The sequence below is a fragment of the uncultured Dysosmobacter sp. genome, from assembly GCF_947631635.1.
GTDB lineage: Bacteria > Bacillota > Clostridia > Oscillospirales > Oscillospiraceae > Oscillibacter.
Genome location: NZ_CANRMB010000015.1, coordinates 1 through 23,761, shown reverse-complemented (window position 1 = coordinate 23,761; position 23,761 = coordinate 1). Strand labels below are relative to the sequence as shown.

General features: G+C 60.3%; 21 protein-coding genes and 1 pseudogene. 12 read left to right on the top strand and 10 right to left on the bottom strand.

Translation table 11 applies throughout. From position 1 onward, the window contains the following. The first annotated feature begins 138 nt into the window (after positions 1-138). The 3 genes from Q0Z71_RS09180 to cysK all read left to right on the top strand — a co-directional run bounded on the left by Q0Z71_RS09180 (position 139) and on the right by cysK (position 2,484). Positions 139-606, top strand: coding sequence for an RNA polymerase sigma factor (locus Q0Z71_RS09180; RefSeq protein ID WP_298021294.1), 468 nt, complete (start codon positions 139-141; stop codon positions 604-606). Then, complete coding sequence (locus Q0Z71_RS09175; RefSeq protein WP_298021291.1) at positions 603-1,451, top strand: anti-sigma-V factor rsiV; 849 nt, start codon at positions 603-605, stop codon at positions 1,449-1,451. The genes Q0Z71_RS09180 and Q0Z71_RS09175 overlap by 4 nt, the downstream gene beginning before the upstream one ends. A 94-nt stretch (positions 1,452-1,545) precedes the next feature. Continuing rightward, on the top strand, positions 1,546-2,484 hold the full coding sequence (cysK, locus tag Q0Z71_RS09170) for a cysteine synthase A (RefSeq protein ID WP_298021288.1): 939 nt from the start codon (positions 1,546-1,548) through the stop codon (positions 2,482-2,484). 228 nt (positions 2,485-2,712) lie between these two features. On the opposite strand, the gene gdhA is transcribed toward cysK, so the two are convergent. From gdhA to Q0Z71_RS09155, 3 genes are all read right to left on the bottom strand, one after another. Further along, positions 2,713-4,062, bottom strand: coding sequence for an NADP-specific glutamate dehydrogenase (gdhA, locus tag Q0Z71_RS09165; RefSeq protein ID WP_298021285.1), 1,350 nt, complete (start codon positions 4,060-4,062; stop codon positions 2,713-2,715). A gap of 202 nt (positions 4,063-4,264) precedes the next feature. Then, a complete protein-coding gene (locus Q0Z71_RS09160; RefSeq protein ID WP_298021282.1) occupies positions 4,265-5,059 on the bottom strand; it encodes a TIGR04255 family protein in 795 nt (264 codons plus the stop codon). A gap of 61 nt (positions 5,060-5,120) precedes the next feature. Further along, entirely contained in the window at positions 5,121-5,984 is an 864-nt protein-coding gene (locus Q0Z71_RS09155) for a cell wall hydrolase (protein ID WP_298021279.1), read from the bottom strand. A gap of 189 nt (positions 5,985-6,173) precedes the next feature. Here Q0Z71_RS09155 and Q0Z71_RS09150 point away from each other — a divergent pair, with 189 nt between their 5' ends. From Q0Z71_RS09150 to Q0Z71_RS09125, 6 genes are all read left to right on the top strand, one after another. Further along, complete coding sequence (locus Q0Z71_RS09150; RefSeq protein WP_298021277.1) at positions 6,174-6,491, top strand: PadR family transcriptional regulator; 318 nt, start codon at positions 6,174-6,176, stop codon at positions 6,489-6,491. Continuing rightward, positions 6,488-7,612: a DUF2812 domain-containing protein gene (locus Q0Z71_RS09145; protein WP_298021275.1), complete on the top strand. Its 1,125-nt coding sequence runs from the start codon at positions 6,488-6,490 to the stop codon at positions 7,610-7,612. Before Q0Z71_RS09150 ends, Q0Z71_RS09145 begins: the two co-directional genes overlap by 4 nt. 14 nt (positions 7,613-7,626) lie before the next feature. Continuing rightward, positions 7,627-8,811 (top strand): DUF2812 domain-containing protein, encoded by a 1,185-nt coding sequence (locus Q0Z71_RS09140; protein ID WP_298021273.1) that lies wholly within the window; start codon positions 7,627-7,629, stop codon positions 8,809-8,811. A 42-nt stretch (positions 8,812-8,853) separates the two neighbouring features. Then, a complete protein-coding gene (locus Q0Z71_RS09135; RefSeq protein WP_298021270.1) occupies positions 8,854-9,051 on the top strand; it encodes a hypothetical protein in 198 nt (65 codons plus the stop codon). Between the two features lie 82 nt (positions 9,052-9,133). Further along, positions 9,134-9,916: a helix-turn-helix domain-containing protein gene (locus Q0Z71_RS09130; protein WP_298021267.1), complete on the top strand. Its 783-nt coding sequence runs from the start codon at positions 9,134-9,136 to the stop codon at positions 9,914-9,916. Between the two features lie 206 nt (positions 9,917-10,122). Next, positions 10,123-10,884, top strand: a complete 762-nt coding sequence (locus Q0Z71_RS09125; protein WP_298021264.1) for a helix-turn-helix domain-containing protein — start codon at positions 10,123-10,125, stop codon at positions 10,882-10,884. Between the two features lie 55 nt (positions 10,885-10,939). Here Q0Z71_RS09125 and Q0Z71_RS09120 read toward each other — a convergent pair whose 3' ends face one another. Beyond that, positions 10,940-12,157, bottom strand: coding sequence for an NADP-dependent isocitrate dehydrogenase (locus tag Q0Z71_RS09120; protein WP_298021261.1), 1,218 nt, complete (start codon positions 12,155-12,157; stop codon positions 10,940-10,942). A 363-nt stretch (positions 12,158-12,520) separates the two neighbouring features. Then, positions 12,521-14,761, bottom strand: coding sequence for a hydratase (locus Q0Z71_RS09115; RefSeq protein WP_298021258.1), 2,241 nt, complete (start codon positions 14,759-14,761; stop codon positions 12,521-12,523). Positions 14,762-15,009: 248 nt separating this feature from the next. Here Q0Z71_RS09115 and Q0Z71_RS09110 point away from each other — a divergent pair, with 248 nt between their 5' ends. Next, positions 15,010-15,597 carry a helix-turn-helix domain-containing protein gene (locus Q0Z71_RS09110; protein ID WP_298021255.1) on the top strand — a complete coding sequence of 196 codons (588 nt, stop codon included), beginning with the start codon at positions 15,010-15,012 and terminating at the stop codon, positions 15,595-15,597. A 49-nt stretch (positions 15,598-15,646) separates the two neighbouring features. Here Q0Z71_RS09110 and Q0Z71_RS09105 read toward each other — a convergent pair whose 3' ends face one another. From Q0Z71_RS09105 to Q0Z71_RS09095, 3 genes are all read right to left on the bottom strand, one after another. Next, on the bottom strand, positions 15,647-16,069 hold the full coding sequence (locus tag Q0Z71_RS09105) for a DUF2000 domain-containing protein (protein ID WP_298021252.1): 423 nt from the start codon (positions 16,067-16,069) through the stop codon (positions 15,647-15,649). Next, complete coding sequence (locus Q0Z71_RS09100) at positions 16,053-16,898, bottom strand: AraC family transcriptional regulator (RefSeq protein ID WP_298021249.1); 846 nt, start codon at positions 16,896-16,898, stop codon at positions 16,053-16,055. Before Q0Z71_RS09100 ends, Q0Z71_RS09105 begins: the two co-directional genes overlap by 17 nt. Before the next feature lie 291 nt (positions 16,899-17,189). Next, a complete protein-coding gene (locus Q0Z71_RS09095; protein WP_298021246.1) occupies positions 17,190-18,638 on the bottom strand; it encodes a sodium-dependent transporter in 1,449 nt (482 codons plus the stop codon). 273 nt (positions 18,639-18,911) lie between these two features. On the opposite strand from Q0Z71_RS09095, the pseudogene Q0Z71_RS09090 reads away from it, so the two are divergent. Next, positions 18,912-19,013, top strand: a pseudogene (locus Q0Z71_RS09090) (amidase); the annotation flags it as partial. Between the two features lie 135 nt (positions 19,014-19,148). Beyond that, positions 19,149-20,471: a hypothetical protein gene (locus Q0Z71_RS09085; protein WP_298021243.1), complete on the top strand. Its 1,323-nt coding sequence runs from the start codon at positions 19,149-19,151 to the stop codon at positions 20,469-20,471. 51 nt (positions 20,472-20,522) lie between these two features. On the opposite strand, the gene ade is transcribed toward Q0Z71_RS09085, so the two are convergent. Both ade and Q0Z71_RS09075 read right to left on the bottom strand, forming a co-directional pair. After that, positions 20,523-22,247: an adenine deaminase gene (ade, locus tag Q0Z71_RS09080; protein WP_298021240.1), complete on the bottom strand. Its 1,725-nt coding sequence runs from the start codon at positions 22,245-22,247 to the stop codon at positions 20,523-20,525. A gap of 400 nt (positions 22,248-22,647) precedes the next feature. Continuing rightward, on the bottom strand, positions 22,648-23,553 hold the full coding sequence (locus Q0Z71_RS09075) for a hypothetical protein (protein ID WP_298021235.1): 906 nt from the start codon (positions 23,551-23,553) through the stop codon (positions 22,648-22,650). Between the last annotated feature and the right edge of the window lie 208 nt (positions 23,554-23,761).

The window sequence follows — 23,761 nt, the reverse complement described above, 5'->3', positions numbered from 1 at the left end:
GTCCAAGAAATGGACGGGTGCTCTCTGCGCATGATAAAAAATATGGGATCTTTTCAAACTTTTTCCCGCCTTCATTCGTCTATCAAACAGAACGAGACAGAAAGGACCATACATGTGTCACAGATCAGAGAAGCGGATTTGACCAGATTTCTTGTGGAGGAACAGGCGCGGTTTTACCGCCTGGCTTACAGCTGTCTGAAAAACAGGGAAGAGGCTCTGAACGCGGTACAGACCGCCGTCTGCACAGCACTGGAAAAACGGGACAGCCTGCGGGAGCCGGACGCCGTGCGCACCTGGTTCTACCGCATTTTGGTCAACGTGTGTACAGACCAGCTCCGGCAGCGAAAGCGGGTGGCCTTTGTGCCGCCGGAGGCGCTGGATACCGGCAGCTATGAGGACCCGCTGCCGGAGGATGGCTCTCTGGCCCGGCGGGTGGACGCCCTGCCGGCCGAGGTGGGGACGATCATCCGGCTGCGGTTTTATGAGGACTTGTCTCTCAAGGAGATCAGCGCCGTGACAGGCTGTACGCTCAGCACGGTCAAGACCCGGCTGTACACTGGCCTAAAGAAGCTGCGGGTATCATTGGAAGGAGTGGAAATCGAATGAATGAGTTTAACAAGGCAAAGCAGGACTATCTGGACACACCCATCCCGGAGGAACTGGCGTCCCATGTGGAAGCGGGCATTTGGCAGGGCCGGGAAAATTACCGGAAAAACCGGAGAAGCCGGTATTTCCGGCGGAGTCTGGGAGGCGTGGCCGCCTGCTTTGTGGTGCTGGTGGGGACGCTGAACCTCTCGCCCACCGTGGCGGCCGCGGCGGCGGAGGTACCGGTGCTGGGCGGATTGTTCCAGGTGCTGACAGTCCGCAGCTTCACCGACACGAACGCAGACCGGACATTGGAAGTGGAGCAGCCCGCCATACAGGGGGATGGAGAGTTTACCCAAAGGGTTAATGAGGAGATTCAGCGGCGAGTGGACCAGAAAATCACCGAGGGCAATCAGCTGGTAGAGGAGTACAAGGAGGCTTTCCTGTCTACCGGAGGCACCCAGGAGGAATGGGAGGCCCATGGCATGGGAGTCTCCGTCACCTATGAGATCAAGTCCCAGCGGGAGGGCGTCGTGTCCTTTCTGGTGGAGTTCAACGTCTCCTTTACCAATGCGTACTGGGAGCGGGCCTACTATAATCTGGACCTGACGGAGGAAAAGGAACTGACCCTGGCGGATGTCTTGGGGGAGGACTGGGTAAGCGTGTGCAACGAGAGCATCCGAACCCAAATGGCCGCGGCGGAGGATCCCACGGTATACTTCGACGAGTCCATGGGCGGCTTTTCCAGCGTGGATGAGACCACGCTATTCTATTTGAATGGATCAGGAGATCCCGTAGTGGTGTTCGAGCCCTATGCGGTGGCCCCCGGCGTACTGGGGTATGTGGAGTTCATTATCGCGTCATAAGAGGATCCGGCTGGCGGATGCCAGCCGGATTTTCGTTGCAAGAAGGGAAAAACAGGTGTATGATAGAAGCAAACGAAAACAGGAGGGACCTGCCATGAAAATCGTAAACAGTGTCGCGGACCTGATTGGGCATACCCCGCTGATGGAACTGAAGCGCTATGAGGAAGCCGAAGGAGTGCCCGCCGTGCTCCTGGCGAAGCTGGAGTGCATGAATCCAGCGGGCAGCGCCAAGGACCGGGTGGCGGCCCATATGATCGCCAAGGCGGAGCAGGAGGGCCGTCTGGCCCCCGGCGGCACCATCATTGAACCCACCTCCGGCAACACCGGCATCGGTCTTGCCGCCGTGGGTGCCGCAAAGGGCTATCATGTCATCCTCACCATGCCGGACACCATGAGTGTGGAGCGGCGGAGTCTCATCGCCGCCTACGGCGCGGGGATCGTGCTGACACCGGGAAAAGAGGGCATGGCGGGGGCGGTCGCCAAGGCGGAGGAGCTGCAGCGGACCATCCCCGGCAGCATCATCGCCGGACAGTTTGAGAACCCCGCCAATCCCGAGGCCCACGTCCTGACCACCGGGCCGGAGATCTGGGAGGACACCGAGGGGAAGGTGGACATCTTCGTGGCGGGCATCGGTACAGGCGGAACCATCAGCGGAACCGGACGGTATCTGAAAGTGCGGAATCCCGCTGTGCGGGTGGTGGGCGTGGAGCCGGCCTCCTCGCCCCTGCTGACCCAGGGCCACGCCGGTCCCCACGGCCTCCAGGGCATCGGCGCCAATTTCGTGCCGGAGAACCTGGACCGGGCCGTGGTGGATGAGATCATCCCCGTGACGGATCAGGACGCCTATGCCGCAGGCCGGGAACTGGCTCAGCGGGAGGGCATCCTGGTGGGCATCACCTCTGGCGCGGCGGTCTGGGCGGCGGCGGAGCTGGCGAAGCGGCCGGAAAACCGGGGCAAGGTGATCGTGGCACTTCTGCCGGACAGCGGCGAGCGGTATCTCTCCACCCCCATGTTCCAGGTGGATAGTCCATGAACTTGAAAAATCGCATGGGATTTTTCAAGCGGGCGATGCCCGCTGTGCGTAAAGCGCACAGTGATGGACTATGAAATGCAAATCAAGGCCGCGGACCGCGGCCTGTCACAGCGCACATGCGCTGTGACACTTGAAAAGTGAATTGATCACGTTTCAAGTGATTTGATTATAAAAGAAAAAGGCGAGGAACGTTTCGTTCCTCGCCTTTTTGCCGGTCAAAAGAGAAGATCAGATCAGACCCTGGGCCAGCATGGCATTGACCACCTTATTGAAGGCGGCGATGTTGGCGCCCACCACCAGGTCGCCGGGAACGCCGCACTCCACGGAGGCGTCATAGGCGTTGTGGAAGATGTTCACCATGATCTCCTTCAGCTTGGCGTCCACTTCCTCGAAGGTCCAGGAGTAGCGCATGCTGTTCTGGCTCATCTCCAGGGCGCTGACGGCAACGCCGCCGGCGTTGGCGGCCTTGGAGGGGGCGAACAGCAGTCCGGCGTTCTGGAAGGTCTTCATGGCCTCGGGCAGGCAGGGCATGTTGGCACCCTCCACCACGGCCATAGCGCCGTTCTTCACGATGGTCTGGGCGATCTCGCCGGTGATCTCGTTCTGGGTGGCGCAGGGCATGGCGATGTCGCAGGGAATGTTCCAGATGCCGCGGAAGCCCTCGGTGTAGGTGCTGCCGGGGACCTCGTCGGCGTACGCCTTGATCCGGGCGCGGCGGTTCAGCTTAATGTCCTTCAGAACCTCCAGATTGATGCCGTTGGGATCGTGGATATAGCCGTTGGAGTCGCTCATGGCAACCACCTTGGCCCCCAGCTCGGTGGCCTTCTGGCAGGCGAAAATGGCCACGTTGCCGGAGCCGGAGACGATGACGGTCTTGCCCGCATAGCTGTCGTTCTTCATGCAGCGCAGCATCTCCTGGCCCAGATAGCACACGCCGAAGCCGGTGGCCTCGGTACGGGCCAGAGAGCCGCCGAAGGTCAGGCCCTTGCCGGTGAGAACGCCGGCGTCATAGCTGTTGCAGATGCGGCGGTACTGGCCGAAGAGATAGCCGATCTCGCGGCCACCCACGCCGATATCACCGGCGGGCACGTCCACAAACTGACCGATGTGGCGGTACAGCTCGGTCATGAAGCTCTGGCAGAAGCGCATGACCTCGGCCTCGCTCTTGCCCTTGGGGTCGAAATCGCTGCCGCCCTTGGCGCCGCCGATGGGCAGGCTGGTCAGGCTGTTCTTGAAGATCTGCTCAAAGCCCAGGAACTTCATGACGGACAGGTTCACCGTGGGATGGAACCGCAGGCCGCCCTTGTAGGGACCGATGGCGGAGTTGAACTGGACGCGGAAGCCGCGGTTCAGATGGGGCTTTCCGGCATCGTCCACCCAGGGGACCCGGAAGGTGATCACCCGTTCGGGCTCCACAAACCGCTCGATGATGGCGTTCTCCTCGTACTCCGGATGCTTGTCAATGATCATGTCCAGGCTTTCCAGAACCTCCAGCACAGACTGGTGGAATTCCTTCTGGTCCGGATCGCGGGCGACCATCTGGTCATAGACCCGCTGCAGGTATTCGCTCTTCAACATATGCAACAACCTCTTTCTTTGCACCTTTAAAGTGCCAAATATACAAATGTAGAATACCGGAAAACACAACTTTTAGACAATATAGAAAATTCCTAAAATCTGAAACGCCAGAGCAAACGGTTTCTTGCGGTTTTTACAAAAAAAAGATTCCGCTGTTCAGGGACGGACAGCGGAATGCTTTTTTGTCTGTGAATGAGAGAGGTCAAGCGGGGTCCATGGCGTCGCGGAGCTTGTCGGTGACGACACCCTCAAAGATACGGGTGGCATGGCCGTGCAGCGTCTCCAACCCGGCGGCGGACAGGGTGCAGGGCACATTGCCGCCCATGGACAGGTCCATGTCCAGGATATATTTCACCTCAGGGTCCTGGGGCGCGTCGGCCTTGGCGGTCTTGATCCGGCCCAGACCGGCGTGGATCTTGGCCTGACTGCTGGAGTCCAAATGGAACAGCAGGTCGCAGGCGCAGTTGAGGAAGTTGCCCTCGAGCACATCCGGCTCACAGAGCGGGCCGATATAGGCGGGGGCGATCAGGTCCGCCCACTTTTCGTCCTCAATGCCGAGCCGCCGGCGGGAGAAGATGTTGACATAGCGCAGGCCCACCCGCTGGAAATAGGCGGGCTTGTACAGCTTGATGAAGGCCGCCAGGGGCTTGTCCAGCTGGCGGGCGAATTCCTCCCAGCTGGAGTAGCGCAGGGTGGACAGGGCGATGAAGTCCTTGGTCAGGTTCAGCTTCCACTGCCCGTCGGCGGAGAGGAAGTTGTAGTTGGTGACAGGGGGCTGCTGCTCCACTTTGGGATTGGGGCCGCCCAGACCGGTGACCTTGGGGGCGGAGACATCCTGCCGCCGGACGTACTGGGGGAATTCCTCCCGGATGGCCTCCTGAAAATCAGCGGGCTCCACATTGTTGATGGAGAGAATGGTGGGGAACCGCAGCTGGCAGATGACCTCATGGGCCGGGGCGTTGTTGTAATGGGTCCTGGGATGGCCGGAAAACAGCATATCAAATGCTCCTTTTCTTTGATGATGCTCCCATTGTAGTCCTCAAAGGCCCAAAAGTCAATTACAGGTAGAAGCGGTGGCACCCGATGGTTTGGTAATAGGTCCGGTTGGCGTTGATCCAGGCGCCCTGGGAGAGGGCGGGGGCGTAAAAGTACAGGGCCTTTCCGATGACCTGGCGGCCGTCCAGCACCTGCTTGGCCGCCTCCACAGACTGGGCCGTGGGGGTGCGGTACACGGTGCCGTTTTCCACCGGCTCAAACTGCACGGCGTCCTTGCGGTCGAAGATAACGCCGGGAATGGTGTTGGGGAACTCCCGGCTGGCCACCCGGTTCAGCACCACATTGCCCACGGCAATCTGGCCCCGCAGAGGCTCGCCGCCGCTCTCGGCGCTGATGATGCGGGATAACCAGTACAGGTCCATGGCGTCATAGTCGGCATTCGCTGAAGTCACCGCCGCACCCTGGAGGTAGGGGTCCCACTCCGCTGTGCCGCCCAGAGCCTCCGTCACCAGCCGCAGGGGGACATAGGTCCGCCCGCCGGTGACGGTCACCTGGGCGGCATACTCTCTGCCGTCCACGGTGACGGTATTTTCCGCCGGGTCCGCCGTCAGCCGGGTGGAGCCGGACACCGCCACCGCCTCCTGGGCCTGGCTGTCCCAGGAGACCTGCCAGCCGCCGAAGGCGTCCAGCAGGTTCCGCAGAGGAACATAAGTGACGCCCTGCTCCAAATAGGAGGTGCCGGAGAGCGTCTCGCCGTCCACCTGGACGGGCACGGTCCTGGAGGCCCGGGCGGGCACGGCCAGGGCAGCCGCAGTCAGCAGGCCGCACAAAAACCGCCTGCCGGCAAGACTGGCCCGCCGCCAAAGGCGGGACTGGCGGTATGTATCCCTGGAAGCGCCTTGGGGATGTTTACATCGTGGATTCATGCTGTTTCTTCCTTTCTGTGGTGTTTTCCGCAATCTATGGTACAGGAGAACCGCTGTTGGAAGCAACCCTCAAAACCTGCCAGGACAGGGAAAAGCTTCCAGGCCGCGGAAGATCCTGTTGACAATATCGAAACACGATATTATACTGAGGACAGATAATATCGTGTTTCGATATCGGAGGAGAGGCACATGGCGAAGGAACCCCTGAATGTCCTGACGGAGAGCATGTTTTACGTCCTGCTGTCCCTGCTGCGGCAGGAGCGGTGCGGCACGGAGATCGTGCGGTTTGTGGACGATACCACGGCGGGCCGGGTCCCCCTGGGACCGGGGACGCTGTACACCATATTGGCAAAATTTGAGGAGGAGGGCCTGATCCGGGAGACGGCGGTGGAGGGACGGAAACGGACCTACGCCATCACGGACCGGGGTCTGGGCCTGTTCCGGCAGGAGCTGAGCCGACTGAAGCTGTGTGTGGATGATGGAGACCGGGAGGAGAGACTGCTATGAGAGAGAAGAAAAGGGCCCTGATGCCGGAGAACCACTGGAACAGCGGCGTCATGGAATCCTGGCTGGAGGACATGGCGGCCCAGGGCTGGATGGTGGAGGAGTGCGGCAGCCGCATTGCCCGCTTCCGCCGGGAGGAGCCCGCCAAGGTCCGCTTCCGCCTGGAGCCTTTTCCAAAGGCGGAGACCTATGAGGCCCGGCAGGAGCGGGAGGCGGTCTACCGGCAGCTGGGCTGGGAGACGGCGGCCTTCCTGTGGAATTACCAGGTCTATGTCTGCCGGGACCCCGCCGCGCCGGAGCTGGAGACAGACCCGGTGGCCGCCGGATGGGCCTGGGACCGGATGCTGCGGAAGGAGCGGCGGAGCCTGCTGCTGGCATGGCTGTTTTTGGCTGGATGTGTGGCCCTTGCCGCCTATCGGATCTTAAGCTCCGACAGGCCGGTGATGAACTTCCTCCTGAAGGCCAATACCGGTATGTTCCTGGGGGCGCTTCTGGTGCCCTGGCTGGTGTGGGACACCGTCAGGACCCTGCGAAAGCTCCGATATCTGCGCCGCCAGCTGGCGGCAGGCCTGCCCCGGTCTCACACCGGGGACTGGCGGCGGTGCCGCCGGGGGACGGTCCTGGGTCTGGCGCTTTTCCTGCTGATGGAGAGCATCTTTTTGAGCTACCCCTTCACCCGGATCGGCGCCAGCTGGGGGGCGGACCTGGACGAGCTGACAAAGCCCATCCCCTGCCTGCTGGGGGAGCAGCTGGACCCCGGCCTGACGGCGGCGGACCGGGAGTCCGGCGTCTGCCTGATGAACCCCACCTTCCTGGTCCCCGGTCACTACGACGTATGGGACTCGTTCACCGGGGAGCGGAGCGTCATCAACCAGTGTGACATCCTCCGCATTCCCGCCCTGGCGGAACCGCTGTACGAGGAATGGCTGGACCATTTCGACGGCCTGACCTTCACGGAGCTGGACCGCCCCGGCTTTGACCGGCTGGCCCTGGCCCGCGACGGGGAGAACGCCCATATGCTGGCCTGGCAGGGCCGGGTGGTGCTGAGCGTGGGGACCTATGGCGTGGACGGCCTGGAGGACCACATCGACGACTATGCCGCCGTCCTGGCGGAGTTTCAGTAGGGAGGAGGGAAGATATGGGCGATTTTGCAGAGATCACCACCTGTAAGGAGGTCTGGCCCGCCAACAGCTATGACGTGGCCGCCAATGAGACCTGGTTGGAGGACATGGCCCGGCAGGGCTGGTTCCTCACAGGCTCCACCGGCTGGAGCGCCTGCTTTGAAAAGGGGGAGCCCAAGGACTGCCGCTATCGCATGGAGCCTATGCCCCGCAAGGAGAAGAAGCCGGACCCGGAGCGGATCGAGACCTACGCCGCCCTGGGCTGGGACTATGTGACGATCCGCGGCGACAGCTTCCACATCTGGCGGTGCGACGACCCCGCTGCCCCGGAGCTGGACACGGACCCGGTGGTCCAGGCGGAGGGCTGGCGCTATATCCGGCGGCGGATGGGCCGCAGCTTTTTGGGGTCGCTGGTGCTTCTGGCGGTGCTTGCGGGCCTTCTGCTATGGGGCAACTCCGTGGACCGCACGCCGCTGCTGGATGCGATCACCCTGCGGGCGCCGGGAGAAGGGCTCCTCTATCTCCTGCTATTTCTGAGTTCGGCGGTTTTGGAGGTCCTGGAATGGCGGACCATGCGCCGCCTGTTCCGCCGCCTGCGGACCGGCATCCCCCTGGAGCGGCCCGCGCCCTACCGGGCCCAGCGGTGGATGGGGCGGATCATCTTTGCGATGATGGTCTGCCTGATTGTGATCTGGACGTTCGGCAGATTTTTCAGCTGGGACGAGGGCCGGGACATCTATAAGCACAGTGATACCGTCAGGTCCGACGTGGTCTATGTGGACCTGCGGGAGCTGGAGGGGGCGGAGGACACGGAGTTCTGGGGCTGCCGCACCAAAATCCACGAGCTGTGTCCCCGGATGTATGAGACCCGTCACCTGTCCCTTGGGCCGTGGCGGGGCACCTCCCGGGATGTGGAGGCCGGGGTGGAGACCACCTATTACCGGATGCTGACCCAGGGCCTGGCCCGGCAGCTGGCAAAGGAGCTGGTCCAGACCCGGCCCGGCTCCCTGGGGATCTCCCCGCACGGGGCCATGGAGCCGGTGCCGTCTGAGGCACTGGATGGATTCTGGTGGGTCCGGGCGGATACCGAGACCCAGTATGTTGTGGCCCGTCTGGGACGGGAGGTGCTGTTTTTGGAGTACGACGGCTCCACGGACCTGCGGACGGCAGACGGCTATCTGGCGTCCCTGCTGGAAAAATAAATCCACCGTCTCCCTCATAGATTGGAGAGAGGGGGAGAGACCATGGACGCCTTTGAGCAGAGCGCCGGAATTTACGCCCTGGCGGTGACGCTGGCAAGGAGCATGACCACCGAGGAACTGACCCGCACCGCCCTGCTGCTGACCCAGCTGGGCACCACCATGGCGACCCTGGCGGGCCTTCAGAATCTGGACCGGAGCAGCAGCGCCCAGGAGCTGGCGGACCTGTCCGGCCTGCGGTAAAAAAACAGAAAAACCGGCCACTCCACGGGGCGTTTGTTGCGTGGGGAGGCCGGTTTTGCTATACTGGCTTCAGGTGATGCAGATGGATAAAACAAAAACAGGCGAATTGATCGCCGCCGCCCGGAAGGAAAAAAGTCTGACCCAAAAGGACCTGGCCCAGCGGCTCCACGTCTCGGACCGGGCCGTGAGCAAATGGGAACGGGGCGCGGGCTTTCCCGACGTGAGCCTGCTGGAGCCTCTGGCGGACGCACTGGGCCTGACGGTTTTGGACCTGCTGCGAGGCGAGGAACAGGAGGCAGCGGAGCCGGAATTGACGGTGCGCCGGGCTGTCGCCCTGCTGGCCCGGCAGACCCGGGAGAGGACCCGGCGGCGATGGGGACAGATCCTTGGGTCTTTGGCGGCGCTGGCGTTGGCTGGCTTTGTGTTATTCGGCATCCTAGACCGCGCCGGGGCATTTCTGCGCCCGGTCTCCCTGACGGTGACGGCTGTCGTATACACCCCAGAGGGAGACCCGGCGGGGGAGACAGATGTTATCATCGACGGCACCCGGAAGATCCTGGGGGACCGGTCCTTCGTTGGCCGCTTTGCTATTAGCTGTGCGGAGGCCACCTGCCGGGAGAGGGTGGAGGCATGCATCCGTTGGGACGCCATGAAAACCGAGGGCTGGCAGGACATCCAGTATTACCGGCCGGGGGAATTCTGCTCCCTGGGGGTGGAGCGGATGCTCTACATCACGGAGAGCATGCAGTCCTTCGGATTGAAGCTGGAGGACGGCACCATCGTTGCCACCGATGCGGCCTATGTGCCGCTGCTGCTGTCGGGCTATTATTACTCCATCCGGCCGGTGTTCTCAAACCAATTTTGAAAGAGGGCGTATCCCATGGATGCGCCGCCTCTTTTGTTTTTCGTATGAGTCATGACAGCTTTTCAGCCTGCCTCTTGGCAATGGCGTCCAGAAATTGCGCACTGTCCACGCTGCACGGAAGCATAATTGCAAAAAAACGGCCCATTCCACGAAGCGTTTGTTGCGGGCGGGGGGCGGCTTGGGTATACTGATTTCAGGTGATGCGTATGGACAAGACGAAAACGGGCGAATTGATCGCCGCTGCCCGGAAGGAAAAGAATCTGACCCAAAAGGACCTGGCCCAGCGGCTCCACGTCTCGGACCGGGCCGTCTCGAAATGGGAGCGTGGCGCGGGGTTCCCCGATGTCTCCCTATTGGAGCCGTTGGCGGCGGCCCTGGACCTGAACGTTCTGGACCTGCTGCGGGGAGAGCGGACAGTGTGCGCGGAGCCGGAGACAGCGGTAAAGGAGACACTGGCGGCGGTCCGGGAGGTCCGCCGCCAACGGCGGCAGGAGACCTGGCTGGAGGCGGCAAAGACGCTGCCGATGCTGCTGTTGCTCTGGTGTGTACTGGGCATTTTTGGGATGCTGCGGCTTCCGGTGGACCGGACGGTGACTGCCGGAGTCTATGAGAACGGGGTGATGACCGCATTGACGGAAGTCCGGGTCAAGGGCTGGTATGTGCAGGGCGTTCTGCCCTGGGACGCGGAATACCAGGGGCGGTTCTGGGTGCCTTTGGACGAGACCGCCGGCCGGGTGCGCTTCCGGATCCCCATTTCGCCCGGAGAGGAGACCCACGCCGCACACATGAGCTGGTCGGGGAATATCAGGGAGGATGGGCCCTTTCTTGGCAACAACTTCTGTCTGACCCGTTCCATGAGGGAGTTTGCACTCTGCCTGACGGACGGCACGGTGGTGGCGACCTCCTGGGAGCAGTACATCGCGTTTACAGACCTGTACGGCGGCGTTCCGTTGGATGTCCTAACATAGCGGAACGTAGAAAAAGCGCCCGTATCCATTGGATACGGGCGCTTATATTGCATATTTATGCCAATTTATTTGCCAATTTTTCGGCAATGGCATCCAAAAATTCCTCGCTGTTGACGGCGGTGGCCTGGAAGCCCGGCTCCACCAGGCCCACCAGGTCCTTCGTCATGACGCCGCTCTCCAGCGTTTCCAGAGACGCTGCCTCCATGGCCTGGCCGAACTTCACCAGCTCCGGCAGGCCGTCCAGCGCGCCCCGGCGCTTGAAAGCGCCGCTCCAGGCAAAGATGGTGGCGATGGGGTTGGTGGAGGTCTTTTCGCCTTTCAAATAGCGGTAATAGTGGCGGGTGACGGTGCCGTGGCTGGCCTCGAACTCCATGGTGCCGTCAGGGGATACCAGCACGGAGGTCATCATGGCGAGACTGCCGAAGGCCGTGGCCACCATGTCGCTCATCACGTCGCCGTCGTAGTTTTTCAGCGCCCAGATGAACCCGCCCTTGGAGCGGATGACGCGGGCCACCGCGTCGTCGATGAGGGTGTAGAAATAGGTCAGGCCCAGCTTCTCAAACTCCGCCTGATAGCAGGTCTCATACTCCTCCTCGAAGATCCGCTTGAACTCCCCGTCGTAGACCTTGGAGATAGTGTCCTTGGCGGAGAACCACAGATCCTGTTTGGTGTCGAGGGCATATTGGAAGCAGGACTTGGCAAAGGCCCGGATGCTCTCCTCCGTGTTGTGCTGGCCCTGCCACACGGCGGGGCCCTTCACCGTCTGCACCGTCAGCGTCTTTTCCGCGCCGCTTTCGCCCTTGAAGGTCAGGGTGGCGGTGCCGGGTTCCTCGGTGGTCATGTCCACCGCCTTGTACATGTCGCCATAGGCATGGCGGGCAATGGTGATGGGGGCCTCCCAGTTTTTCACCACAGGCTTGATGAAGGGCAGGACGATGGGCGCCCGGAAGGCAGTGCCGTCCAGGATGGCCCGGATGGTGCCGTTGGGAGACTTCCACATCTCCGTCAGCTCCGGGTATTCCTCCATCCGCTGGCGGTTGGGGGTGATGGTGGCACACTTGACGGCCACGCCCAGCCGCTTGGTGGCGTTGGCGGCGTCGATGGTCACCTGGTCACGGGTCTCGTTGCGGTGCAGGAGCCCCAGGTCGTAATATTCGGTTTTCAGGTCCACAAACGGCAGGATCAGTTTCTCCTTGATCATGGACCACAGAACGCGGGTCATCTCGTCGCCGTCCATCTCCACCAACGGCGTGGTCATGCGAATCTTATCCATAAACCCTCCCAGTAATAATCAAATAACTTGAAAAGTGATAAGTTCACTTTTCAAGTGTCACAGCGCATGTGCGCTGTGACAGGCCGCGGACCGCGGCCTTGATTTGCATTCCATAGTCAATCGCTGTGCGCTTTACGCACAGCGGGCATCGCCCGCTTGAAAAATCCCATACGATTTTTCAAGTGAATTGACTATATAAGTTTCGCCGGCCTTTTCAAAGGCCGTGGGGTGCAGGGGCAAGGCCCCTGCGTGATAAGGGCAAAGCCCGCAATCTTCAAAAGTAAGTATGATCTATTTGCTTACCAATACTTCGGCGCTGGGCTCTGCCCAGACCCGCCACCTTTGAAAAGGTGGACGAAACTTTTAGTTTGCGCGCTTTGCGTAGTAGTTCATCAGGCAGCCGTCCAGAATGATCTGCTTTTCATCCTCTGTCAGACCCCTGACATGGAGCAGGATGTCCTCCACGCTGCCGTCGGCTTTGACGATCTTGGCCGGGATGTCCTCCATGCCGCTTTCAACGGCCCTCCGGATGCCGGGGACAAACACACAGTCGCCGGGTTCATAGGTAAAGGGCGTCTCCCGGTCAATGGTGAAGGGCAGAATGCCCCAGTTGATGCAGTTGGAGCGGTAGCGCTTGGTGGCGAACTCATAGCAGATGTTGGCAAAGCCGCCCAGCACCTTTTGGCAGGAGGCCGCCTGCTCCCGGGCGGAGCCGTCGCCGGGCTTGTTGGCGAAGACACAGGAGCCGAACTGGGTGCTGTTCATCAGTGTATCTGCGTCGCCCACCTTGTTCAAAACATCCCGCAATTTTTCCGGGGACTGCCCCGCCAGCCGCTGGGCCTCGACCTCTGCCGCAGCCTTGGCCCGGCCCACATAGGCGGGTTCCCGGCGGGAGAGGGTGAACTCCGCCAGCCGCAGGGGGTTGGAGCGGTAGGAGGAGGTCTCGCCGGAGGGGATCAGCTCGTCGGTGGTGGTGACAGGGTCGTGAAGCACCGACGCCAGCTCCACCAGCAGGTTTTCCGCAAGGGGCTGCATCTTCGGCCAGTCGGTGATGTTGGGCCCCATGATCAGCTCCTCCTGGGGCCGGGGATGGCCGAAGCCGTTGTAGACCCGCCGGTCGTAAATGCTCCTGTCGAAGTGATAGGGACACCGGGCGGTCTCATAGCCCAGCTCATCGGCGGGGGTGATCTTGCCTCCATTTGCGGCGGTGGCGGCGATGGACCGGGCGTCCATCAGGCACACCCCGGCGAACTGGCCCTCGGCGGGCTTGCTGCCCTCCCGGTTGGGGAAATTCCGGGTGGTGTGCCGCAGGGAGAGACCGTTGTGGGCGGGCACATCTCCCGCACCGAAGCAGGGGCCGCAGAAGCTGGGCTTGATGACGGCGCCGCTCTCCAGCAGGGCGGCCGTGGCCCCGGTCCTGGTCAGCTCCAGGCTGACGGGCACGCTGGTGGGATATACGTCCAAGGTAAAGTATCCGTTGCCGCAGCTGCCGCCCTTCAAAATGTCCGCCGCCTCGCCGATGTTGTCGAACAGGCCGCCGGCGCACCCGGCGATGACGCCCTGGTCCGCCCATACGCCGCCGTCGTGGATCTTATCGGTCAGCTTGACCTTAGCCTTGGGATACCGGGCCTGGGCGTCGGCCTCCACTTTGGACAGGATGTCTTCCGCGTTCTCCAAAAACTCGCGGATGGTCCAGGCGTTGGAGGGGTGGAAGGGCAGGGCAATCATGGGCTCGACCTGGGAGAGGTCGATCTCGATGTACTTGTCATACCAGGCGTGCTGGCCGGGATGCAGCTCCCTGTAGTCCTCCGGCCGCTGGTGGGCCTTGTAGAAGCCCTCCGTCACGCCATCCGTCTCCCAGATGGAGGAGAGGCAGGTGGTCTCGGTGGTCATCACGTCGATGCCGTTGCGGTAGTCGATGGGCAGGCCCCCAATGCCGGGACCGGCGAATTCCAGCACGCAGTTGTTCACAAAGCCGGAGGCGAAGGTGGCCTTCACCAGGGCGATGGCTACGTCGTGGGGTCCCACGCCCTGGCGGGGCGTGCCGGTGAGGTATACCAGCACCACCTTGGGATAGCTGATGTCCCAGGTGTTTTTCAGCAGCTGCTTGGCAAGCTCCGGGCCGCCTTCGCCCACGGCCATGGTGCCCAGGGCGCCGTACCGGGTGTGGGAGTCGGAGCCCAGGATCATGGCGCCGCCTTTCGCCATCTGCTCCCGGCCATAGGAGTGAATGACGCTCTGGTTGGCGGGGACGTAGATGCCGCCGTATTTCCTGGCGGCGGAGAGGCCGAATACATGGTCGTCCTCGTTGATGGTGCCGCCCACGGCGCACAGGCTGTTGTGGCAGTTGGTGAGGGCGTAGGGGATGGGGAACTCCTTCATGCCGGAGGCCCGGGCCTGCTGGATGATGCCCACATAGGTGATGTCGTGGGACAGCATGGCGTCAAAGCGGATCTTCAGGTGTTCCGGATCGCCGGAGACGCTGTGGCTTTGGAGAATGTTCCAGGCCATGGTCCGCCTGCGGCCCTCTGACCGAGAGATCGGAGCCTGGGCGCAGGGAACGCCGTCCGTCAGGAATACACCGGTGTCATGTAGCGTGATCATAGCTGGTCCTCCTGTGGTAACCGGCCGGAGCCGGATTTTTCCTGCCAAACAATATAGCACAAATTCAAACGGTTGCAAAGAGATTTTGCAGGAAAAACAGAGGCAACTTGCAAATTTGGGGAAATGTCCAAGAATGAAACGGCAGAAACAGCGGGATTTTGCAAATCCGCTGTCATTGTCTTGTACTCAACGCTCCGTTGCTTGAAAATTGTCCGCCAGTGAGGTATGCTGGGACAGAGGTGAGTGATATGGACAGCAGACAGATGGGGGCGCTGCTCCTGAAACTGCGCAGGGAACGGGGAATGACCCAGAGCCAGACGGCAAAGCAGCTGCATGTCAGCCCCCAGGCCGTCAGCAAGTGGGAGCGGGGACAGGGCTGCCCGGACGTCAGTCTGCTGCCGCTTCTCGCCGAACTCTTTGGCGTCAGTGTGGAACGGCTCCTGGCAGGAGACCTGGCGCCGGAGGACACGAATGGAGGAAATATGAAACGACTGAAATTCTATGTATGCCCGGACTGCGGCAACGTCCTGACCGCCACCGGCGGCGGAGAGCTGCACTGCTGCGGCCGGAAGCTGGAGCCGCTGGCTGTCCGGCCCGCGGACGGGGACCACATGGTAAATGTGACGGAGGTGGAGACGGACTGGTATGTCACCTTTGACCACCCCATGGAAAAGGATCACTTTCTCCGCTTTGCCGCCTATGTGACCATGGACCGCTGCCTGCTGGTGCGGCTGTACCCGGAACAGGGCGGGGAGTTCCGCATCCCCCAGCTGCGGGGCGGCGGAAAGCTATATCTCTGCTGTTCCCGGGACGGACTGTTTGAGGGAAAGATATAAGAAAAGGCCGCCGGAAATTTCCGGCGGCTCTGCGCGTTTCAGGGAGGGCTTACCGCAGCAGGGGCATACTGCCGGTCAGCTTATTGATCTGCTTTTTGTCGCCGCAGATGGCAAGACCCAGATACCGGAGGTCTGCCTCCGGCACAGCTTCCAGTTTGCCGGTGAATTCCTCATAGGCCTTGCAGCTCTGGGCCAGGTCGGAAAAATCCACCACCGTCAATCCGGCGTAGTCCGGCCCATAGAGGGTCTCCCGCAGAGCCCTGATCGTCTCCGCGCCGCCCCGCAGGATGGGGACGGGAAAGGCGATGATGCCCAGGTGCGGTCTGCCGCTGCCATCCCATACGTCGGCACCCACGGCCTCCGGCACCTGCTTGCCCAGGGTGATGCCCAGAATGGCCGCGGCGTTGGCGGCGATGCCCAGCGGCAGGCTCTCGTCGATCACCATGACGCATTTTTCATGTTGATAGTCCATGCTGTTCTCCTTTTCCCCTGCCCTGTAGGATGTCCCGGTACAGACCGGGCGGCAGGCCGATAAAGCTGGTAAAGTGATTGGTGAAGTGGCTTTGGTCGGAGAAGCCCGTGCGCATAGCGGCCTCCAGGGGCGGCACACCCTGTTCCAGAAGCGCTTTCGCCGCGCTGACGCGGACGGTCTCCAAATAGCGGTAGGGGGTGATCCCCCTGGCCTGGGTAAAGCTCCGCAAAAGGGTGGATTTGCTCAAGCCGACGCGGCGGCAGAGCTGGTCCAGAGTGATCCGCTCCATGAAATGCCGGTCCATATAGGCGCAGGCATGCTCCACTTCCGTCCGGCACTCCGGGAGCGCGGCGGGCTGGAACTGCGCATACCGCTCCGTCAGGTTTGCCATCAGCAGGAAAAGAGACTCCTCTTTGGCAAAGCGGCTGGCGCCGTTCAAAAGCAGCTCGTGAAAGGCCCGGAACTGGCAGGCGATCTCCTGGTCGCCGATGACGGCGGCGGAAAAGACCGGGAGCGTCCGGCTGCCCGTCAGCTCCATGGAGAGGTCCAGCATGGTCTCGATGGGGATGTTGACGCTGCGGTAATCCAGCGGCTCATCGCCGCACTGGGTGCAGGCGTGGCTGTCCCCCGGGTTGAGCAGAAGCAGCTCGCCGGGATGGAGCGTGGCCTCCTGCCGCTTACAGGAGAGGCACCGGGTGCCCCGCTCCGCCAGACCCAGCACATAGTGGGCGTGGAAGTGTAGGGGGAAGGGCTGGGAAAGCCCCTGAAAATGGTAGGCCTCGATGTGCAGGTCGTGGTCCGCGGCCACGGTTTTATCAGGATGTTCCATGGGAAAGACCTCCTTGCTGGACGCTATGATATCATCAAATCACTTGAAACGTGATACATTCACTTTTCAAGTGTCACAGCGCATGTGCGCTGTGACAGGCCGCGACCGCGGCCTTGATTGGAATTTCATCGGCAATCACTGTGCGTTTTACGCACAGCGGGCATCGCCCGCTTGAAAAATCCCATGGGATTTTTCAAGTGAATTGACTATACCACAGCCAGGGCGCAAAAGGCTTGTAAAATATCGTCAAAGCGGCGAAAAAGCGGCAGCCACACAGCTGCCGCTTTTCTATCAGGACTTTTTCCGGTGGGACATGATGCCGATCAGGGCCAGGACGGCGATACAGACGCCGGTCTTCCACATCATGGTGGGCAGTCCCTGAATCAGGATGACCAGGATCAGGACCGGCAGAACAACGCTGAGGTATGCCTGCATCAGGACCTTGGGCGTGCCCCGACTAGGCAGCTTCAGGCCCTTGCCGGTGTTGGCCTCGGCCAGGTAGCTGTCGTATTTCCAGCCCATGGGCATCACGCAGAACAGCAGGTATATCAGGGAGCCGATAGGCAGCAGCAGATTGGACACCAGAAAATCCTCGCTGTCCAGCACGTCCTTGCCCAGCAGGGGGTGGAAGCCGGACCAGAGGTTGTATCCCAGCACGCAGGGCAGACTGGCGATGAGGATGAACACCAGGTTGACGGCGGCGGCCTTCTTCCGGGACCAGCCGAAGTTGTCGATGCAGGAGGCCAGCAGATTCTCAAACACAGCGATGACCGTGGAGAAGCTGGCAAAGGTCATGAACAGGAAGAACAGCGTGCCCCACAGCCGTCCGCCGGCCATGTTGACAAAGACCTTCGGCAGGGTGATGAAGATCAGGGAGGGGCCGGAGTCCGGCTGCACGTTGAAGCTGAAGCAGGCGGGGAAGATGATGAGGCCGCTCATAAGGGCCACAAAGGTATCCAGAGAGCAGATGCGGACCGCCTCGCCGGTGAGGGTATTGTCCCTGGACATGTAGCTGCCGAAGATCTCCATGGCGGCGATGCCCAGGCTCAGGGTGAAGAAGGCCTGGTTCATGGCGGCGGTGATGACCTTGCCGATGCCCATTTCAGCGGCCCGGCCGAAATCCGGCAGCAGGTAGAAGCGGACGCCCTCCGCCGCGCCGGGCAGCAGCAGACTGTGGACCGCCAGCACTACGATCAGGCCCAGCAGGCCCAGCATCATCACCTTGGTGATGCGCTCCAGGCCGTTTTGCAGGCCGAAGCTGCACACCAGAATGCCCGCCAGCACCGTGACTGCCATCCAGCAGGCCATCTCGCCGGGATTGCCCAGCGTGGAGACGAAGAACATGTTGTCGATGGCCTCGCCCTGCAGGCCCGTGAAGGTGCCGGAGGCAAACTTGAAAAAATAGCCCAGCATCCAGCCGGACACGGTGGTGTAGTACATCATCAGCAGGTAGCAGCCGATGACGCAGAACCAGCCGTGGATATGCCACCTGCTGCCCTGGGGCTCCAGAGCGGCATAGCCCTGCACCGCGCTCTTGCGGCTGGCACGGCCCACCGCCAGCTCCATCGTCAGCACGGGCACGCCCATAACGATCAGGAACAGCAGATAGAACAACACGAACACGCCGCCGCCGTTTTCGCCGGTGACATAGGGGAATTTCCAGACGTTGCCGATGCCGATGGCACACCCGGCGCTCACCAGCAGGAAGCCCAGACGGGATTGGAAGCTCTCGCGTTTCATGAAAACAAATCTCCTTCTCTTTGACCGCCCAAAGGCCGAAAAAAGGGAACGGTGCATCGCCGTTCCACATCCCTGCCATTGGGACACTCCTATGGTAATGGACTGCCGCGGGAAAGTCAATACTTTCGTGTAAGAAAGGGGGCGTTTTGGTGGATTTTATGGAGCGGCTCTGCTGTGATCGGGGAAAATCGCAAGGAGGCATTCGGTATGGATGCTTTGATCGCTGTGGATATGCAGAGTGATTTTGCCAGCGGAGCATTGGGGCCTGCGGAGATCGCGGTGGACGCATCCTGCCGCACGGGCGTGACGCCGGAGAGCCACCGGAACGCGCTGGAGGCCATGAGGGTGTGCCAGATCACGGCGGAACATGCGTAAATGGTGCGGAAAGTTTCAAAACCGCGGCGGTTTGTTGCCAAACCGTCACGGTTTTGTTACGCTTTTCGCCTGTCTATCTGATATAGTGAAAAAAGAAGACCAGAGAACAGAAGAAGGACAGGGGGCGACCAACCGATGAAAAGAGCGCATTGGGCGGCAGCACTGGCACTGGCGGTCATGCTGGGACTGCTGGGGGGTTGCGGACAGGCGGAGAAAACGCCGGAGACAGACCCCATATCTCTCACAGCGGAGGAGGTCGAACGGGTGAATGAGGCTTTCGCACCTTTTATCACCACAGAGGACGGGGTGGAAGTGACCAATCCCCTGCTCTGCCTGGTGTCCTGCTACTACGCAAGTCCGGCGGACATCGACCTGTCCGCCTTTCTGGCCTACTGCTTTGTGGCGGAGGAGGTCCGGATGGGGCAGGAGCCGGAGCCGGTGGGCCAGGCGGAGTTTGAGGCATTGAAGCGGCAGGAGGACTGGCCCTTCCAGAGCGCGGAAACGCCGGATGAGATGATAGTGCCCCTCCACCGCTATCCCCGGGCGGATGTAGACGCCTTTTTGGAGCGGTATACCGGCATTGCTGCGGCAGACCTGGCCGGACCATGGAAGGAGAGCCTGTTTTATGTGCCGGAGTATGACGCCTATTACAATTACACCAGCGATTTCGGCCCCGGCTGGTTCGACTGTCAGGCGGGCGTCCGGGAGGGGAGCATTGTCCGGCTGACCGGAAAAAGCACGCCGGTGCATTACGTTCCGCCCATGGGGACCGCCGGCGGCTGGGTGGAAGCCCAGCTGACACTGGAGGAGCAGGCGGACGGGAGCTGGCGGTTCGTGTCCTACCTGCCGCTGGACGAAACAGGCGCGGTGACCATACCGGAGCGCGCGGACCCCAACGCTTTGACGGCGGAGGAGGTCGAGGCGGTCAACGAGGCCTTCGCAGCTACTTATACAGTGGATCGCACGACTTACGCCACCCAGATCAGCTGCTTTTTTACCTCCTATTATGAAAGACCGGAGGATATCGATTTCCGGGAGTTTATGTATCTCTTTTCACCCGGGGAGGTCCTGCCCGACGATTCGGAGGAATTGCAGGCCCTGTCCCAGCTGGAGGACTGGCCCTTTGGAGAGGATTTTGAGCCGGACGCTCTCCCGATGCCGACCCACAAATACAGGCGGGCGGATGTGGACGCGGCGCTGAAAACGTATATGGGCATCACCACGGCGGACCTGACCCATGTGAATGACAACGGCCCGACGCTGCTCTATCTGCCGGAGTACGACGCCTATTACAACTTCACCAGCGATTTTGGGCCGGGGACCTTCATCTGTCTCTCCGGCCGCCGGGATGGGGGCCGGGTAGTCCTCACCGGAAGCCGTGGGGAGCTGACGCTGGAACAGCAGCCGGACGGGAGTTGGTATTTCATCTCTCACCTGCCCCTGGAGGCGGAGAAATGAGAATCAAACAGCGGGCCGTGGAAAGCTCCACGGCCCGCCGGATTTTATTGGTCACACATAGCTCTGGGTCGTCACGTCGAACACGCCCCGGGTGGTGATGCGCAGGGAGGGGATCACCGGCAGGGCCATAAAACTCAAGGTCATGAAGGGGTCCACGCCCCGGCTGACGCCCAGCGCGAAGGCCTTCTCCTTGGCGGATTCCAGCTTTTCATTCACCGTCACCAGGGGTTCGTCGCTCATGATGCCGGCGATGGCCAGGGGGACCTCCGCCATGGGCGCGGCCTGGTCCCAGACTACGATGCCGCCGTTCAGCTCCACCACCCGGTTGACCGCCGCCGCCATATCCGCCTCGTTGGTGCCCACCACGATGATGTTGTGGGAGTCATGGGAGATGGAGGTGGCGACAGCGCCGGACTTCAATCCGTAGCCTTGGATGAAGCCGATGCCGATGTGGTGGGTGTTCTTGTGCCGCTCCACTACGGCGATCTTCAGCACGTCATACTCCACGTCGATGCGGTCGGAGTATCCGGCGTCCACTGTGGTGATCTCGCCGGGGACCATGCCGATGATGCCCCGGGGGCGGTGGTCGATGAAATCCTCTGCGGACAGGGCCCCCACGTGGAAGGTGTTGTGGGCGCGTTCCACCAGGTAGGGCTCGATCTCCGGCACGGGGAAGTCCCGCACCTGCCCATTCTCCACCATCAGCTCGCCTTTTTTATAGACCCTTTCGATGTTGAAATCCTGGAAGTTGTCGATGACCACAAAGTCTCCCAGATACCCCGGTGCGATGGCGCCCCGGTTGTTCAGCAGGAAGTACCGGGCGGCATTGTGGCAGGCCACCTTCACGGCGGTGATGGGGTCCGCGCCCAGGGAGATGGCCCGCTTTACGATGTAGTCGATGTGGCCCTTTTCCAGCAGGTCGTTGGGGTGCTTGTCGTCGGTGCAGAACATACACCGCTCGCTGTATTTGTCGCACAGCAGGGGGACCAGGGCCTCCAGGTTCCGGGCGGCGGTGCCCTCCCGGATCATGATGAACTGGCCCCGCTCCAGCTTGGCGATGGCGTCGTTCAAGTCGTGGCACTCGTGGTCGGAGTAGACCCCGGCGGCGATATAGGCGTTCAGGTCGTTGCCCACCAGGTCCGGGGCGTGGCCGTCGATCTTCTTGTGGTGGGCCTGGGCCGCCACGATCTTCTCCACCGGCTGGTCGTCCCCGGCGATGATGCCCACAAAATTCATCATCTCCGCAAGGCCCTGCACCCGGGGGTGGTCATAGAAGGAGTCGATGGCCCGGTAGTCCAGCACCGCGCCGGACTCATCCAGCGGCGTGGCGGGAACACAGGAGGGCAGCATGAACCGCACATCCACCGGCAGGTCCTCCGTGGCCTGGAGCATGTACTCGATGCCGTCGGTGCCCATGACATTGGCGATCTCGTGGGGGTCGGTGATGACGGTGGTGGTGCCGTGGGGCAGAACGGCCTTCACGAACTCCTTGGGGCTGACCAGGGAGCTCTCCAGGTGGATGTGGGCGTCCAGGAAGCCGGGAAGGACGATCTTTCCGGCGCAGTCGTGCTCCACCTTGCCGGAGTATTGGCCCATGCCCACGATGAGGCCCTCCGCCACGGCGATGTCGGCGTGACAGATCTCGTTGGAGAACACATTGACATAGGCGGCGTTTTTCAGCACCAGGTCGGCGGGTTCCCGGCCGGCGGCGGCGTTGATGATGCGCCGCTTTTTCAGCAGCTTTCGATTGATCTTGCCCGCGTAGCTTTCAGACATGGGATCGTTCCTCCTTTATTATGATGACTTATGGCAAACATAAACAAAAATAATATCACCGTTAGAGCAAGTATACGCTATAAACAGGCGTTTGTCTATGGGGGAGAGAAGAAAATTTTAAGGGGCGCATAGCTGCCGGTGCGCCCCCTCGAGTGGATCGTGATTCGCCTTTCAATGGTCCTGTTGTCCGCCTGCTGCATATCGTCCGCATCTTGTTCGTCGCACAAGCGAGAAGCCATATCCCTGCAAAGACAACAGATACAATAAAAACAGATGGGGTAAAAGACAATACCCGCTCCCTTTTCAGATGGATGCTGCAAAACGCCAGGACGGAAATAATTGGTCAGAATCACAGAACGGGCAGTTATTCCTTAGAAATAGTTGTCCGCTAAACTGCTATTTATAGGGATGTTTCTTCAAATCTTTTCAGCCTTTTATTCCAGTCATGTTCTCGCATAAACATAGAGCGCGGAGGCGAAACAATAATCGGGATAAGCATCTGGTAAAGCTCTTTATATCTGGCCTCTATTTCCTCAAATGCCGGTTCATACAGACGCCCCGCGGTTCGATCCAAAATATCAAGAAACAGCCTGTTATTCTCCCATTTTCTATATATTTTACTTGCAGTTTTATCGTTGATCTTCTGCGCTAAGTCAGGACACAGGACTTGTATAAAATTGGGGCATGGGATACCAAAATCCGTAACAACGAGCAAATCCCCCCACTCCGTTCCATCACTGTTTATATACTTCAAATTTTTTAATGCGCGTGTAGCATACCCTGAACTTCCTGGATAATGATATACATTGTAAGCCATTTCATAACCCGCGCTCGCGTAATGAAGGTCCAGTTTCCCATTTACATACTCAATAAATCGAAAAATGGCGGACCAATCGGTTTCAAGTGGAAGTTGAAAATAGATATGATTAACTTTAATGGGATTGCCCGCAATACGGCATCTTGCGGGGGAGTCATTACTCATTCTGATAACAGCACGAATCGTTTGCAATTGCTGCGGAGTACAGCTATCCAATGTCAAAACCCTTGTACCATACTTATTGAAATCTTCACATTTAAATTCCCGGCGAAAAACTTTCCGCCAGCCACCTCGGAGATTCCTTATATTTACATATTCGTTTCCGCCCCGTTTTTTTGTAAATTCCATATGGGTCATAAGAAGAAATTGATTTATAATTGATTCCAATACAAGTAATATATTGGAATCAATACAGTCACCAAAATAGAAAACAATTCCCTTTCTAATTCCATACTTTTCTGTTTCTTCAAAGTCAAATAAATTGCTCATATCAAATCACCACTTAAATTTCTTTTTATCGCTTCCATTGTACCATGGGCATCTGCCCCGTTCAAGGTATGCTGGTGAGGCTGCTGAAGCTGTCAATGAGCTGCGCTTCTTTTAAAAGAACAGGAGAATTCCAGGGGAGTGTCCAAAATAAAGATTTGATGATATAATAAGGGATATGAGGAAACAGACAAAAGAGGCATGGAAGAAA

What these genes read in the sequence shown, in the direction of transcription:
- Q0Z71_RS09155 (WP_298021279.1), bottom strand. Translation starts at nt 5,984, where the DNA reads ATGAATCCACGATGTAAACATCCCCAAGGCGCTTCCAGGGATACATAC.
- Q0Z71_RS09175 (WP_298021291.1), top strand. Translation starts at nt 603, where the DNA reads ATGAATGAGTTTAACAAGGCAAAGCAGGACTATCTGGACACACCCATC.
- cysK (WP_298021288.1), top strand. Translation starts at nt 1,546, where the DNA reads ATGAAAATCGTAAACAGTGTCGCGGACCTGATTGGGCATACCCCGCTG.
- Q0Z71_RS09075 (WP_298021235.1), bottom strand. Translation starts at nt 23,553, where the DNA reads ATGAGCAATTTATTTGACTTTGAAGAAACAGAAAAGTATGGAATTAGA.
- Q0Z71_RS09145 (WP_298021275.1), top strand. Translation starts at nt 6,488, where the DNA reads ATGAGAGAGAAGAAAAGGGCCCTGATGCCGGAGAACCACTGGAACAGC.
- Q0Z71_RS09085 (WP_298021243.1), top strand. Translation starts at nt 19,149, where the DNA reads ATGAAAAGAGCGCATTGGGCGGCAGCACTGGCACTGGCGGTCATGCTG.
- gdhA (WP_298021285.1), bottom strand. Translation starts at nt 4,062, where the DNA reads ATGTTGAAGAGCGAATACCTGCAGCGGGTCTATGACCAGATGGTCGCC.
- Q0Z71_RS09105 (WP_298021252.1), bottom strand. Translation starts at nt 16,069, where the DNA reads ATGGACTATCAACATGAAAAATGCGTCATGGTGATCGACGAGAGCCTG.
- Q0Z71_RS09120 (WP_298021261.1), bottom strand. Translation starts at nt 12,157, where the DNA reads ATGGATAAGATTCGCATGACCACGCCGTTGGTGGAGATGGACGGCGAC.
- Q0Z71_RS09160 (WP_298021282.1), bottom strand. Translation starts at nt 5,059, where the DNA reads ATGCTGTTTTCCGGCCATCCCAGGACCCATTACAACAACGCCCCGGCC.
- Q0Z71_RS09100 (WP_298021249.1), bottom strand. Translation starts at nt 16,898, where the DNA reads ATGGAACATCCTGATAAAACCGTGGCCGCGGACCACGACCTGCACATC.
- Q0Z71_RS09125 (WP_298021264.1), top strand. Translation starts at nt 10,123, where the DNA reads ATGGACAAGACGAAAACGGGCGAATTGATCGCCGCTGCCCGGAAGGAA.
- ade (WP_298021240.1), bottom strand. Translation starts at nt 22,247, where the DNA reads ATGTCTGAAAGCTACGCGGGCAAGATCAATCGAAAGCTGCTGAAAAAG.
- Q0Z71_RS09115 (WP_298021258.1), bottom strand. Translation starts at nt 14,761, where the DNA reads ATGATCACGCTACATGACACCGGTGTATTCCTGACGGACGGCGTTCCC.
- Q0Z71_RS09130 (WP_298021267.1), top strand. Translation starts at nt 9,134, where the DNA reads ATGGATAAAACAAAAACAGGCGAATTGATCGCCGCCGCCCGGAAGGAA.
- Q0Z71_RS09140 (WP_298021273.1), top strand. Translation starts at nt 7,627, where the DNA reads ATGGGCGATTTTGCAGAGATCACCACCTGTAAGGAGGTCTGGCCCGCC.
- Q0Z71_RS09095 (WP_298021246.1), bottom strand. Translation starts at nt 18,638, where the DNA reads ATGAAACGCGAGAGCTTCCAATCCCGTCTGGGCTTCCTGCTGGTGAGC.
- Q0Z71_RS09135 (WP_298021270.1), top strand. Translation starts at nt 8,854, where the DNA reads ATGGACGCCTTTGAGCAGAGCGCCGGAATTTACGCCCTGGCGGTGACG.
- Q0Z71_RS09150 (WP_298021277.1), top strand. Translation starts at nt 6,174, where the DNA reads ATGGCGAAGGAACCCCTGAATGTCCTGACGGAGAGCATGTTTTACGTC.
- Q0Z71_RS09110 (WP_298021255.1), top strand. Translation starts at nt 15,010, where the DNA reads ATGGACAGCAGACAGATGGGGGCGCTGCTCCTGAAACTGCGCAGGGAA.